The sequence below is a fragment of the Accumulibacter sp. genome, from assembly GCF_029255145.1.
Classification (GTDB): Bacteria; Pseudomonadota; Gammaproteobacteria; order Burkholderiales; family Rhodocyclaceae; genus Accumulibacter.
This window is the reverse complement of sequence record NZ_JAPUVQ010000110.1, coordinates 1-12,925: the sequence shown is the minus strand read 5'-3', so window position 1 is coordinate 12,925 and position 12,925 is coordinate 1. Positions and strand designations below refer to the sequence as shown.

Annotated in this window: 13 protein-coding genes; 6 read left to right on the top strand and 7 right to left on the bottom strand. The window is 62.9% G+C overall.

The window, feature by feature from the left end:
- Window positions 1-208 precede the first annotated feature (208 nt).
- From Q1L50_RS20040 to Q1L50_RS11350, 5 genes are all read left to right on the top strand, one after another.
- The gene (locus tag Q1L50_RS20040; RefSeq protein ID WP_366145231.1) at window positions 209-403 is read left to right on the top strand and encodes a DUF4224 domain-containing protein; all 195 of its coding nucleotides are present in this window, start codon (window positions 209-211) and stop codon (window positions 401-403) included.
- Window positions 404-561: 158 nt separating this feature from the next.
- Window positions 562-1,389 (top strand): tyrosine-type recombinase/integrase, encoded by an 828-nt coding sequence (locus tag Q1L50_RS11365; protein ID WP_300338719.1) that lies wholly within the window; start codon window positions 562-564, stop codon window positions 1,387-1,389.
- Window positions 1,373-3,967, top strand: coding sequence for a DNA mismatch repair protein MutS (gene mutS / locus Q1L50_RS11360; protein ID WP_300338716.1), 2,595 nt, complete (start codon window positions 1,373-1,375; stop codon window positions 3,965-3,967). The genes Q1L50_RS11365 and mutS overlap by 17 nt, the downstream gene beginning before the upstream one ends.
- Complete coding sequence (locus Q1L50_RS11355; protein WP_300338714.1) at window positions 3,964-4,902, top strand: metallophosphoesterase family protein; 939 nt, start codon at window positions 3,964-3,966, stop codon at window positions 4,900-4,902. Before mutS ends, Q1L50_RS11355 begins: the two co-directional genes overlap by 4 nt.
- Window positions 4,903-4,984: 82 nt before the next feature.
- Window positions 4,985-6,124, top strand: coding sequence for an ABC transporter substrate-binding protein (locus Q1L50_RS11350; protein ID WP_300338711.1), 1,140 nt, complete (start codon window positions 4,985-4,987; stop codon window positions 6,122-6,124).
- Window positions 6,125-6,199: 75 nt separating this feature from the next.
- On the opposite strand, the gene Q1L50_RS11345 is transcribed toward Q1L50_RS11350, so the two are convergent.
- Entirely contained in the window at window positions 6,200-6,706 is a 507-nt protein-coding gene (locus tag Q1L50_RS11345; RefSeq protein ID WP_300338909.1) for a peptidylprolyl isomerase, read from the bottom strand.
- 2 nt (window positions 6,707-6,708) lie between these two features.
- Window positions 6,709-7,179, bottom strand: a complete 471-nt coding sequence (locus Q1L50_RS11340; protein ID WP_300338708.1) for a peroxiredoxin — start codon at window positions 7,177-7,179, stop codon at window positions 6,709-6,711.
- 224 nt (window positions 7,180-7,403) lie between these two features.
- Between Q1L50_RS11340 and Q1L50_RS11335 the strand changes: the two genes are divergently transcribed.
- Complete coding sequence (locus Q1L50_RS11335; protein ID WP_300338705.1) at window positions 7,404-8,108, top strand: SIMPL domain-containing protein; 705 nt, start codon at window positions 7,404-7,406, stop codon at window positions 8,106-8,108.
- A 65-nt stretch (window positions 8,109-8,173) separates the two neighbouring features.
- Here Q1L50_RS11335 and ftsB read toward each other — a convergent pair whose 3' ends face one another.
- The 5 genes from ftsB to Q1L50_RS11310 are packed head-to-tail and all read right to left on the bottom strand — an operon-like array spanning window position 8,174 to window position 12,646.
- Window positions 8,174-8,524, bottom strand: a complete 351-nt coding sequence (gene ftsB / locus Q1L50_RS11330; RefSeq protein WP_300338702.1) for a cell division protein FtsB — start codon at window positions 8,522-8,524, stop codon at window positions 8,174-8,176.
- 40 nt (window positions 8,525-8,564) lie between these two features.
- Window positions 8,565-9,848, bottom strand: coding sequence for a phosphopyruvate hydratase (gene eno / locus Q1L50_RS11325; protein WP_300338700.1), 1,284 nt, complete (start codon window positions 9,846-9,848; stop codon window positions 8,565-8,567).
- Between the two features lie 25 nt (window positions 9,849-9,873).
- Window positions 9,874-10,170 (bottom strand): DUF1330 domain-containing protein, encoded by a 297-nt coding sequence (locus Q1L50_RS11320; protein ID WP_300338698.1) that lies wholly within the window; start codon window positions 10,168-10,170, stop codon window positions 9,874-9,876.
- A complete protein-coding gene (gene kdsA, locus Q1L50_RS11315) occupies window positions 10,170-11,006 on the bottom strand; it encodes a 3-deoxy-8-phosphooctulonate synthase (protein ID WP_300338696.1) in 837 nt (278 codons plus the stop codon). The genes Q1L50_RS11320 and kdsA overlap by 1 nt, the downstream gene beginning before the upstream one ends.
- On the bottom strand, window positions 11,003-12,646 hold the full coding sequence (locus Q1L50_RS11310; protein WP_300338694.1) for a CTP synthase: 1,644 nt from the start codon (window positions 12,644-12,646) through the stop codon (window positions 11,003-11,005). The genes kdsA and Q1L50_RS11310 overlap by 4 nt, the downstream gene beginning before the upstream one ends.
- Window positions 12,647-12,925: the final 279 nt, after the last annotated feature.

The window sequence follows — 12,925 nt, the reverse complement described above, 5'->3', positions numbered from 1 at the left end:
CTCTAGACTGGGCGTTGGGTGAGCTGCTACACATGGTTTCGGAAGCCAAGCGAGCCGGCATGCTACCGCATGAATTCAACCCTCTGCTTTCCTACCGCTGTGTGCTGGTGATCGGTTGCCAGCCACGCGATGTGGCGAAACACTGCGTCAAGGTGATAAACGACACGATGCCAGGTATCGCCTGCTTTCGTTCCAGGTTGAAACCAAGATGTTCCTGACTCCTGACGAACTGCGCGAGTGGACGGACTTGATGCGACCATCTGCCATCTGCCGATGGCTCGACCGGCACGGGTATGCATACGACCTAAGCGCCAAGCGCTGGCCCAAGGTTCTGCGTGCCTCTCTATCGATGCGGCAATCTGGCGTGGCTATCAAAAAAGAACCACAATTGAGGCTGCCATGACACGCCCAAGAAAAACTGACCGCCACCTGCCACAGTGCGTGTATTTCAAACATGGCGCCTACTGGCTCGTCAAGAAGGGGAAGTGGGCAAGGCTGGGGACGAGCCTTCCTTCTGCATTGGCCGAATATGGGCGTCGAGTCTCGGAACCGTCCTCGGGCATGGCGGAGTTGATTGACACTGCGTTAGCTACGATACGACCAAGAATTGCGGCCACTACTTGGTCGCAGTATCAAACCGCTGCGAGGAAGCTGAAGAACATCTTCGCCGAGTTCTCGCCTGAACAAGTCAAGCCCAAGCATGTCGCGCAGATGAAGATTGGTTTGGCCGAAACGCCGAACATGTGCAACCGATGCCTTTCGGTCCTTCGGCAGGTGTTTGACTACGCCCTCGAACAGCAGATGGTAGAAAGCAATCCGGCAATCGGCGTTAAGCGGCACCAGGAGAACAAGCGAAAGCGCCTAATCTGCTCAGAAGAATACGGGGCGATCTATGCGGCGGCTGGCCCTCGCCTACAGGTCATCATGGACTTGCTTTACCTTACAGGGCAACGCGTGGTTGATGTGCTCAGCATCCGTTACGCCGACCTCAGAGAGGAAGGCATCTACTTTGAGCAGGACAAAACCGATGCACGACTCACCGTCAGATGGACACCCGAACTACGCGCCGTGGTGGATCGCGCCAAGGCATTGCATGGCGACAACATCCGAGCCCTGACGCTCCTGCACAACCGCCGTGGCAAAGCTCCGGACTACCGCACAGTGCGCGACCAATGGGATAGGGCTTGCGAGGCCGCTGCGATTGCTGATGCCGATCTGCGCGATCTTCGGGCGATGGCGGGAACGGCAGCCAAGGCACAAGGGAAAAACCCCACTGCGTTGCTCGGCCATACGTCACCAGCGATGACCGCACGATATCTCCGCGACAAGGAAGTTCCTGTCGTTGATGGACCAAGTTTTAGACAGCGATTAGATGTTAGACAAAACTAGTAGTGAGAACAAAGCGTTGGCGCATACGCCGATGATGCAGCAATACCTGCGGATCAAGGAACAGCATCCCGGCCTGCTGCTGTTCTACCGGATGGGTGACTTCTACGAGCTGTTTTTCGACGATGCGGAAAAGGCGGCGCGGCTGCTTGGCATCACCCTGACGTCGCGCGGCCAGTCGGCCGGGCAGCCGGTCCGGATGGCCGGGGTGCCGTACCACGCGGTCGAGCAGTACCTGGCGAAACTGGTCCGGCTGGGCGAGTCGGTGGTGATCTGCGAGCAGATCGGCGACCCGGCGACCAGCAAGGGACCGGTCGAGCGCGCCGTGGCGCGCATCGTCACTCCCGGTACGCTGACCGACGCGGCGCTGCTCGACGAGAAGCGCGACACGCTGCTGCTGGCGATCCACGCGACGCGGCAACTCGTTGGTCTGGCGTGGATCAACCTGGCGAGCGGCGAGTTCCGCGTCTGCGAAGTCGCTCCGGTGCGGCTGGCCGCGACGCTGGAGCGCATTCGGCCGGCCGAGATGATCGTTGCCGAGGGCTTTGACGCAGGCTTTGCGGTCGAGGCCGCTCTGACGCGTCGGCCCGACTGGCACTTCGACGTCGAGGCGGCGAACCGCGAACTGCGCGCGCATTTCGGCACCAGTTCGCTGGCAGGCTTCGGCGCCGACGGGCTGCGCCCGGCGATTGCCGCCGCTGGCGCCCTGCTGCGCTACGCGCAGGCGACGCAGGCCCGCGCGCTGCCGCACCTGCAAGCGCTGATCGTCGAACGCGACGCGACCTTCCTCGGGCTGGACACGGCCACCCGACGCAACCTCGAACTCACCGAAACTCTGCGCGGACAGCCTGCCCCGACGCTGTGCAGCCTGCTCGACAACTGCGTCACGTCAATGGGCTCGCGATTGTTGCGGCACGCGCTCCACCACCCCCTGCGTGACCCGGCGATTCCGACCTCCCGCCACACGGCGATTGCCATGCTGCTCGACGACGGCGAGCAGACCCCGCGGGAACTGCGGCAGGCCTTGCGCGGCTTTGCCGACATCGAGCGGATCGCCGGCCGCGTCGCGCTCTACAGCGCGCGGCCGCGCGACCTTGCCAGCCTGCGTGACAGCCTCGGTCGTCTGGCCGAACTGCGCGCGCCGCTGTTGGCCTCCGCCGCGCCACTGCTCGCAGAACTGCACCAGCAACTGGCCACCCCGGCCGCCGCGATCGATTTGCTGCGCCGCGCGATCCTGCCGGAGCCCGCCAGCGCGATTCGCGACGGTGGCGTCATCGCCGGCGGCTTCGACGCCGAACTCGACGAACTGCGCGCCTTGAACGACAACTGCGGCGCATTTCTGCTCGAACTCGAAGCACGCGAACGCGAGCGCACGGGGATCGCCAACCTGAAGGTCGAGTACAACCGTGTGCACGGATTCTTCATCGAAGTGACGCATGCTCAAGCCGCCAAAATCCCCGGCGATTACCGTCGCCGGCAAACCTTGAAGAATGCGGAGCGCTATCTGACCCCCGAGCTCAAGTCCTTCGAAGACAGGGCACTGTCGGCCAAGGACCGCGCGCTGGCCCGCGAAAAGCTGCTCTTCGACGGCCTGCTGGCCGAACTGCAGGCCGAACTGCCGCGCCTGCAGAAGATCGCGCACGCGGTGGCTTACGTCGATCTTCTGGCGGCGCTGGCCGATACGGCTCTGCGGCGCAACTATTGCCGGCCCCTGTTCTCGTGCGAGCCCGGCCTGCTGATCGAGGGCGGGCGACACCCGGTCGTCGAAGAGCAGCTCCCTGGCGGCGAAACCTTCATCGCCAACCAGACGCTTCTCGGCGACGGCCGCCGGCTGTTGCTGATCACCGGCCCGAACATGGGCGGCAAGTCGACTTACATGCGACAGACGGCGCTGATCGCCCTGCTCGCCCACGTCGGCAGCTTCGTGCCGGCCAGCAAGGCAGTTCTCGGCCCGCTCGACCAGATCTTCACGCGCATCGGCGCCGCCGACGACCTGGCTGCCGGACGCTCGACCTTCATGGTCGAGATGACCGAATCGGCCGCCATCCTGCATCACGCGACCGAGCGCAGCCTGGTGCTGATGGACGAAGTCGGGCGCGGCACCTCGACCTTCGACGGAATGGCACTCGCCTTTTCGATCTGTCGCCACCTGCTCGAGAAGAACCGCTGCCTGACACTGTTTGCCACGCACTACTTCGAGCTGACGCTGCTGGCCAACGAGTACGCCGAACTGGCCAACGTCCATCTCGGTGCGATCGAGCACGGCGAGCGCATCGTCTTCCTGCACGCCGTCGAAGAAGGCCCGGCCAGCCAGAGCTACGGGATCCAGGTCGCGGCACTGGCCGGAATCCCCGCGTCGGTACTGCGTGCCGCCAGACGACACTTGCGCGAGTTCGAACAGCGGGCGGCGATCAACCCGTTGCAGCCGGATCTCTTCGCCACGGCACAGTCCACCGCCGCCGAAGCGCTCGAGCCAGCGAGCCATCCGGCGATCGACAGGCTACTGGCGGTCGAGCCCGATCAACTCACCCCGCGAGAGGCGCTCGATACCCTCTATGAACTGAAGTCGCTGCTCCAATGACCCTGCACCCACGAACAATTGCCGGTCTTCTGGCCGCCGTCGGACTGCTGCTCGCCAGCGTTTCGCACGCCGAGACCTGGCGTTTTGCGGTCATTGGCGACACCCCCTACAGCGACTACGAAGAGCACGAGTTACCGTACATGCTCGAGAACATCGCCGCTGAGAACCCCCAACTCATCGTCCACGCCGGCGACTTCAAGGGCAGCAGGGTGGTTTGCAGCAACCAGTTGTTTCTTGATCGCCGGGCACTATTCGACGCTTCGAAGGTGCCGCTGGTCTATGTTCCCGGCGACAACGAATGGACCGACTGCCGGCAACTGGCTGCCGGCCGCTTCGACCCTCTGGAACGTCTGCAGAAATTGCGTGAGGTCTTCTTCGCCCTGCCGCGCTCGCTTGGTCAGCGAACGCTGCCGGTCGAGCAACAGTTGGGCGGCTACCCGGAACACCTGCGCTGGCGGCTGGGGCCAGTACTCTTCGTATCGCTGAACGTGCCAGGCCCGAACAACAACTACGGCATGGGCAGCACACCGGGGCCGGAGTTCCTGGCACGCAACCCGCGGGTCATCGACTGGCTGGAACAGGGCTTCGCGGCGGCCCGCCGAGAGCGCGCCGCCGGCATCGTCGTCGTCATGCAGGCCAACCCGGGATTCAAGCACTATACCGCCGGCCTCGCGCATTCAGGCTACCGGCAGTTGCTGGACACACTGCGCCGCGAAACCATGGCGTTCCCTGGGCAGGTCCTGCTGGTCCACGGCGACACGCACTGGCGCCGCACCGACCACCCGCTGCGCGATCCGATCGGCAAGCTGCCGATTGCGAACTTCACGCGGCTGGAAACCTTCGGCTACCCGCTGATGGGTTGGGAGAAGGTGATCATCGATAGCGAGCACCCGCAGCTGTTCCGCTTCGAGGTTCATCCACACCAGCGTCATTGACCCCGGCTGGCAATCGCCCGTCGACAGAGGTCACCGCAAGCCCTAGACTTCACACGACAGATAGCCTTCGGAGAGCTGACCCATGAAGCTGATCTCTTTGTTGCGCAGCGCCCTGGCCGCGCTGATCGTCGGGGTGGCACCTGCCGTGGCCGGCGCAGCCGATATCGTGATCGGACAGGTCGCGGCTTTCAGCGGCCCACTGGCCCCGACCGGAACGCACATGCGCGCCGGTGCGCAGTTGTACTTTGACGCGGTCAATGCCGAGGGCGGCGTCCACGGTGCCAGGATTCGCCTGATTTCGAAGGACGACGGCTACAAGACCGACGAGACGGTCCGTCTGGCTCGTGAACTGCTCAAGGAGTCGCGGCCGCTGGCGTTCATCGGCTTCGTCGGCACCGGTAACGTCGAGGCGATGCTCGAGAAGAAGGTGCTCAGCGAAGCCGGCATTCCGCTGATCGCCGTGCGTACCGGAGCGGCATCGGTCGTGCAACGAAACGACCCGTTACTGTTCCTGACGCGCGCCAGCTACGCGGAAGAGGTGCAGAAAATCATCGACCAGTACGCAACCACCGGCTACACCCGCTTTGCCATCCTCTATCAGGACGATGCCTTCGGGCGTGACGTACTCGGCAGCACCGAGCAGGCGATCAGCAAGGCGGGTGGCACCCTGTTGGCGACCGATTCCTACCCGAAAAACACCACCGAGGTCGGCGCCGCCGTCAAGACCATTGCCGCCGCCAAGCCGCAGGCGGTGATCATGATCGCCAATACCGCGGCCAGCGCCGAGTTCCTGAAACAGTCGCGCGAAGCCGGGAATCTCGCCCAGTATGTCGCCCTGTCGGTGACCGACGCCGCGCAGGTCGTCAAGCGGATCGGCGCCGACAAGGCGGAGGGGCTGGCCCTGACCCAGGTTGTTCCCGACCCCAACAGCGCCATCGTCCCGCTGATCCGGGAGATACAGGACAACTTCGCGAAGTTCAAGCCCAAGGACGTGACCGCCAATCACACCTTCGTCGAAGGCTATCTGGGGGCCAAGGTGCTCGTTGAAGCGCTGCGCCGTGCCGGCCCGAACCCGACCCGCCAGAAACTGCGCGAGGCCCTCGAAACACTGAGCAACTACGACGCAGGCGAGGTCTTCATCAGCTTCTCGGCAAACCGGCACGCCGGTTCACGCTTCGTCGACATCACCATCCTCAACCGCGCCGGCAAGCTGCTGCGCTAGGCGCCGCACACGCAGCCGTCCCGAGACCGTCGGCCTGTCGGCCGGCGACCGATGCTCACCGGTCCCTGTCAGTGCTCACTCGTCATCGTCGTCTTCACAATCGCCATCGTGCGTGTGTCCGTGGCTGATCTCTTCGGCGGTGGCGGGACGAACGCCGGTTACGGTGCAGGTAAACACCAGTGCCATCCCGGCCAGCGGGTGGTTACCGTCGAGGACGACTTTGTCGTCGGCCATCTCGGTCACCCGATAGATCAGCACATCCTCGTCTTCGTCATCGTCATCGGCGCCCTCCGGCACGCCCTCGAACTGCATGCCGACCTGCAATTCCTGGGGAAATTGGCTGCGTGGCTCGACCTGAACCAGGGCCGCATCGTACTCGCCAAAGGCGTCGTCTGGCTGCATCTTGACGATCACCGACTCACCGATCTTTTTGCCCTGCACGGCTTCTTCGATCAGCGGAAAAATGTCATCGTAGCCGCCGTGAAGGTATACCAGCGGCTCCTGGCCGGCATCTACCAGCACGCCTTCAAAATCGGCCACACTGTAGTCAAGGGTAACGACCGTGTTCTTGGCAACTTGCATGTTCATGAATTGATTTCCTTCACCGCGCGCAGCATCGCCAGCGCGTGGCCTTTGGCGGTCACTCCGTATAGCACGAGACGGAGGACGCCCAGTTTATCGATGACGAATGTCGAGCGCACGATGCCGTACTTCTTGGCACCGTTCACTTCTTTCGCCTGCCAGACGCCGTACTGCTTGCATGCCGATCCTTCGGCATCGGAAAGAAGAGCGACGGAAATGCCATGCTTGTCGCGAAATTCAGCGTGCCTGATGCAGTCGTCACGGCTGATGCCGATAATCGTGCAGTCATGACGCGCGAACTCATCCTCGTGATCAGAGAAGTCGGTGGCCTGCAAGGTGCAGCACGGCGCGTCATCTCTGGGATAGAAAAAGAGAATGACATTGCTTCGGCCCTTGAACTGCGCAATATCGATAAGTTCCATATCCGCGTCGGGGAGGACGAACATTGGTGCTGCCTGCCCTGCTTTCAGCATCGAGACCCCTCAAAGACCGGCCCCATTCGCAACGGAGCGAACGGGTGAGGCCGATTCTAACCAAGCTTCCGACAACTGACCACAAGAAAGCGACAACCGGAACACGCTACAATGGGCACTCAACGAGGCGCTCTGGCGGCTCCTGGATCGTCCCGGACGCAGTTTGTTGCTCAGGACGCCGAAGGATACCCGCCGTCGTCGAGCACGGCAAACCCGGAGACGACATGACTTCATTTCGACCGCTGATCAAGGCCGCACCCCTCCTGCTGGCGCTGCTGCTCGCCGTACCGGCGCTGGCCGATACAGGCAGCAATGCGACGACCATCGATCTTTCGGCCGAAGCCACCCGGCCGGCAGGCAATGACCTCGTCCGCGCGACGGTCTTTGCCGAGGCCAGCGGCGCGACGCCTGGCGAACTGGCCAAGCGCGTCAACGGCATGATCGCCGAGGCGCAGACAACCGCCAAGAGCTACCCGGCGGTCAAGTCCCAGAGTGGGGCCACCCACACCTATCCAGTCTACGGCAAGGGCAGCAGGATCGAAAGCTGGCGGATGCGCTCCGACCTGACCATCGAGTCCAGCGATACGGCCGCGATCTCCGAGTTGCTGGGCAAGCTCCAGGCGTCGATGGCCATCGCCAGCCTGGTAATGCTGCCGGCAACGGAAACGCGCAAGGCTGCCGAACGCGACGCCATCGTCGATGCCATAGCTGCCTTCACGGCGCGCGCCGAGGTGATCACCAAAGCGATGGGCAAGAAGTCCTACCGGATCAGGCACCTGGCCATTGACAGTGGGGGTGGCCGGCCACCGGTACGGCCGATGATGCGCGCCGCGGCGATGGCTTCCGCTGATGCCGCGCCAATGCCGCTCGAGGCCGGCGATACCCAGATCAGCGCGACCATCTCGGGCGACATCGAAGTCCTGGAATAGACCAACGGATGGCCATGGCAGCGCCAATCGACCACCGGTCCTGAGGCCCGCCGAAGCCCGTGCGACTAGCGCTTGGCAGGGCGGGCCGGGTCCTTGCCGGCAGCAGCCTTGTCGTTGGTCGGCGCAGTGGCCTGGACGGTCCGTGGCCGATCGGGGATCTGGACATAGACTTCGTTCTGTTTGATCATTCCCAGCTCGAAGCGCGCCCGCTCCTCGATCGCGTCGTATCCCTGCTTCAGGTCGCGCGCTTCGGCGTCCAGGCCGGCGTTGCGCCTTTCCAGGGACTTGTTGGTTTCCTTCTGCTGCTGCAGCTGCCGGTCAACGTCCCAGACCCGCAGCCAGCCCCCCTTGCCGAGCCACAAGGGGTGTTGCAACAGGGCGACCACGACCAGCAGCGCGACAGCAAGCCAACGCACGGCAACAGACAACGGCTAGCGCTGCGGCTTGGTGGCTGGATCAGGACAGGTTATAGAAGGCGTCACGACCTGGATAGCCAGCCGTGTCGCCGAGATCCTCTTCGATGCGCAGCAGCTGGTTGTACTTGGCGATCCGGTCGGAACGCGACAGCGACCCGGTCTTGATCTGCAGGGCGTTCATGCCAACGGCAATGTCGGCGATGGTACTGTCTTCGGTTTCACCGGAACGATGCGAAATGACTGCGGTGTAGGCCGCGCGCTTGGCCATTTCGATGGCCGCGAAGGTCTCGGAGAGCGTTCCGATCTGGTTGATCTTGATCAGAATCGAGTTGCCAATGCCCTGTTTGATCCCTTCCTTGAAGATCCGGGTATTGGTCACGAAGACATCGTCGCCGACAATCTGGATCCCATTGCCGAGCCGGCCGGTGAGCACTTTCCAGCCATCCCAGTCATTTTCGGCCATGCCATCCTCGATCGAGACAATCGGAAAGCGGTCGGCCAGGCTGGCCAGATAATCCGTCAGTTCGTGCGCGTTCAGTTGCAGGTGCTCGCCAGCCAGGTGATAGCGGCCATCCCGGTACAGCTCGGACGCGGCGCAGTCCAGGCCGACCAGTACATCGTCGCCCGGGCAGTAGCCGGCGTTCTGGATCGCATTGACGATCAGTTCCAGCGCTTCGGCGTGGCTGCCGAGATTTGGCGCAAAGCCACCCTCGTCGCCAACGGCGGTCGAAAAGCCCTTCTTGTGCAGCAGGCCCTTCAGCGCATGAAACACCTCGGCACCACAACGCAGCGCTTCGCGAAACGAGTTCTGACTGACCGGCAGAATCATGAACTCCTGGAAGTCGAGGCTGTTATTGGCGTGTTCGCCGCCGTTGATGATGTTCATCATCGGCACCGGCATCTGCATCGGCCCTGAACCACCAAAATAGCGATATAGCGGCAGCCCCGCCTCCTCCGCGGCGGCCTTGGCCACGGCCATCGACACCGCCAGCATGGCGTTGGCACCGAGACGCGCCTTATTGTCGGTGCCATCGAGATGGATCAGCGTCTGGTCGATGAACGCCTGTTCCTGCGCGTCCAGGCCGATGATCGCTTCGGAGATCTCGGTATTGACGTTTTCAACAGCCTGCAGAACGCCCTTGCCCAGATAGCGAGCCGCGTCGCCGTCACGCAGTTCAATCGCTTCGCGCGACCCGGTCGAGGCGCCGGAAGGCACCGCCGCACGGCCCATGACGCCGGATTCGAGCAGAACGTCACATTCGACGGTAGGGTTGCCGCGCGAATCAAGCACCTCGCGGGCGACAACATCAACGACAGAGCTCATGGTCTTTCCCTTGTCTTCAAAAATACTAGGTTGGTAATCCCTCGACGACCAGAATGTTCATTTCCGCCGCGTCCTTGCGCGAGGTCTTCGCTTCCTGATACTCGGGCGAATGATAGAACTTCTTCACCTGCTCCAGCGAATCGAACTCGACAATCACCAGACGCCCGGGCTTCGACCAGCCGCCTTCAAGAACCTCGCTTCGCCCGCCACGCGCGCAATAGCGCCCGCCGTGCTTCGCGATCGCGGCCTGCGCAAGCTGCTTGTACGTCTCGTAGACCACAGGATCGGTGACCTTCGCTTCGGCCAACAGGTAAGCGGCCATTATCGTGTCTCCTCAAAACCATCAGCCTTGACCGCGCGATCAAGTCCCACCAGCGTCGTCAGCAGGCTCTCCATGCGCGCCAGCGGCCAGCTGTTCGGACCGTCGGAAAGCGCCCTTTCCGGGCACGGGTGCGTTTCCATGAACAACCCGGCGATCCCCACCGCGACCGCTGCACGCGCCAGTACCGGGACGAACTCGCGCTGGCCGCCGGAAACGCTGCCCTGTCCACCCGGTAGTTGCACCGAGTGCGTGGCGTCGAAGACGACCGGGCAAGCCGTCTCGCGCATGATCGATAGACTGCGCATGTCCGAGACAAGGTTATTGTACCCAAAGGAAACGCCACGCTCGCAGACCATGATCGTATCGGCACCACTGGCGGCGTCCCTGGCCTTGCCGACCACGTTGCGCATGTCGCCAGGCGCCAGGAACTGCCCCTTCTTGATATTCACCGGCTTGCCGGTCGCCGCTACCGCCTGGATGAAGTCGGTCTGCCGGCAGAGGAAGGCAGGCGTCTGCAGCACATCGACGACTTCTGCCACCGCGGCGATGTCCTGTTCACGATGCACGTCGGTGAGCACCGGAACACCGACCTGGCGACGTACTTCAGAGAGAATCTGCAAACCGGCGTCTACCCCCGGCCCACGCGCCGACCGCCCGGAACTGCGGTTGGCCTTGTCGTACGACGCCTTGAAAATGTACGGCAAGGCGAGCCGGGAACAGATTTCCTGCAACTGCCCGGCGACGTCGACACACAGCGCCAGCGACTCCGCGGTGCACGGGCCGGCGATCAGAAAAAGGGGTTGGTCGAGGCCGGCCTCGAAGTGGCAGAGCTTCACGTCCTGGCCCGGTAAGCAGCGGCGGCGACGACCAGCGAGGTGAACAGCGGGTGACCCTTGCGCGGCGAGGAGGTGAACTCCGGATGGAACTGGCAGCCGAGGAACCACGGGTGGGCGTTCGGCCCGTCGGTCGGCATTTCGACGATTTCGCACAGATCGGTAACCGGGGCGCGACCCGAGACCACCAGACCGCTCTCTTCCAGCTTGCCGAGCAGCGTGTTGTTGACCTCGTAACGGTGACGATGGCGCTCGGTGATCTCGGCCCGACCGTAGATCAGCCGTGCCAGGCTGGCTTCCTCGATCCTGCAAAGCTGACCGCCAAGACGCATGCTGCCGCCAAGGTCCGAGGTCTCGTCGCGCTTCTCGACCCGACCCGACGCGTCCTGCCATTCGGTGATCAAGGCCACCACCGGATACGGACAATCCTTTTCGAACTCGGTGCTGTGGGCGCCGCTCATGCCGGCAACGTGGCGGGCAAACTCGACGACGGCGAGCTGCATTCCCAGGCAGATCCCGAGATAGGGAATCCGGTTCTCGCGGGCGTGCCTGATCGCGGCGATCTTGCCTTCGGTGCCGCGCCGCCCGAAACCACCCGGAACGAGGATCGCGTCCATGTCCTGCAAGGCATCACAGCCCTGCCGCTCGATCTCTTCGGAATCGACGTAGCTGATCGTGACCTTGCTGCGGGTCGCAATTCCGGCATGCACCAGGGCTTCGGTGAGCGACTTGTACGATTCGGTGAGGTCGACGTACTTGCCGACAAAAGCGACATTGACCTCCCGCTCCGGGTGTTCGAGGGCATGCACGATGCTCTTCCATACCGTAAGATCAGCGGCCTTGGCGAGGATCCCCAGCTTGTGGCAGACGATCTCGTCAAGCATCTGGTCGTGCAGCATGGCCGGGATCTTGTAGATCGAATCGGCGTCGCGCGCCTCGATCACCGCCTCGCGCTGGACATTACAGAACAGCGCCATTTTCCGCTTGTCTTCTTCGGGAATCGGGCGATCGGTGCGGCACAGCAGAATGTCCGGCTGAATCCCGATCTCGCGCAACTCCTTTACCGAGTGCTGCGTGGGCTTGGTTTTCAGCTCACCGGCGGTCGGGATATACGGCACCAGCGTCAGGTGCATATAGCAGGCGTTGTTGCGGCCTTCCTGCAAGCCCATCTGGCGGATTGCCTCCAGGAAGGGCAACGACTCGATGTCACCGACCGTTCCGCCGACCTCGATAATCGCCAGTTCGGCGCCCTCGGCACCCCGTCGAATGTGCGCTTTGATCTCGTCGGTGATGTGCGGAATGACCTGTACGGTCTTGCCAAGGTACTCACCTCGCCGCTCCTTCTTGATCACCGATTCGTAGATCTGGCCGGTGGTGAAGTTATTCCGCCGCTCCATCCTGGCGTTGGTGAAGCGTTCGTAGTGCCCGAGGTCGAGGTCGGTCTCGGCACCATCCTCGGTGACGAACACCTCGCCGTGCTGGAACGGACTCATCGTTCCGGGATCGACGTTGATGTAGGGATCGAGCTTGAGATTGGTGACGCGAATGCCGCGTGACTCGAGAATCGCTCCCAAGGACGCCGCGGCGATGCCCTTGCCGAGCGATGAAACCACGCCGCCGGTGACGAAAACATATTTGATCATGGGGAAGGCTGCGCCGGGAAAGCCAGATTGTAGCGGAAAACGCTGCCACCCTCAAACCTGGGCGAACCGGCCAGCCCTGACGCATGACCCCGCCGAATCGACAGCGCTTGCCGGTTACGCCCGCTTTCGCCGCCGAGGGGGTCAGATGGGGGTTGGGTGATCTCTACGAATATTCATACCGCACAGGCCGGTCGGATCAAGATGTCCCACTTGGGTAGAAGTGGGTTTCGTTCCAGCCTGGACTCGACAGCTTGCATGGCATCCTTGGCCACGGAGATT

What these genes read in the sequence shown, in the direction of transcription:
- Q1L50_RS20040 (WP_366145231.1), top strand. Translation starts at nt 209, where the DNA reads ATGTTCCTGACTCCTGACGAACTGCGCGAGTGGACGGACTTGATGCGA.
- Q1L50_RS11365 (WP_300338719.1), top strand. Translation starts at nt 562, where the DNA reads ATGGCGGAGTTGATTGACACTGCGTTAGCTACGATACGACCAAGAATT.
- mutS (WP_300338716.1), top strand. Translation starts at nt 1,373, where the DNA reads ATGTTAGACAAAACTAGTAGTGAGAACAAAGCGTTGGCGCATACGCCG.
- Q1L50_RS11355 (WP_300338714.1), top strand. Translation starts at nt 3,964, where the DNA reads ATGACCCTGCACCCACGAACAATTGCCGGTCTTCTGGCCGCCGTCGGA.
- Q1L50_RS11350 (WP_300338711.1), top strand. Translation starts at nt 4,985, where the DNA reads ATGAAGCTGATCTCTTTGTTGCGCAGCGCCCTGGCCGCGCTGATCGTC.
- Q1L50_RS11345 (WP_300338909.1), bottom strand. Translation starts at nt 6,706, where the DNA reads ATGCAAGTTGCCAAGAACACGGTCGTTACCCTTGACTACAGTGTGGCC.
- Q1L50_RS11340 (WP_300338708.1), bottom strand. Translation starts at nt 7,179, where the DNA reads ATGCTGAAAGCAGGGCAGGCAGCACCAATGTTCGTCCTCCCCGACGCG.
- Q1L50_RS11335 (WP_300338705.1), top strand. Translation starts at nt 7,404, where the DNA reads ATGACTTCATTTCGACCGCTGATCAAGGCCGCACCCCTCCTGCTGGCG.
- eno (WP_300338700.1), bottom strand. Translation starts at nt 9,848, where the DNA reads ATGAGCTCTGTCGTTGATGTTGTCGCCCGCGAGGTGCTTGATTCGCGC.
- Q1L50_RS11320 (WP_300338698.1), bottom strand. Translation starts at nt 10,170, where the DNA reads ATGGCCGCTTACCTGTTGGCCGAAGCGAAGGTCACCGATCCTGTGGTC.
- Q1L50_RS11310 (WP_300338694.1), bottom strand. Translation starts at nt 12,646, where the DNA reads ATGATCAAATATGTTTTCGTCACCGGCGGCGTGGTTTCATCGCTCGGC.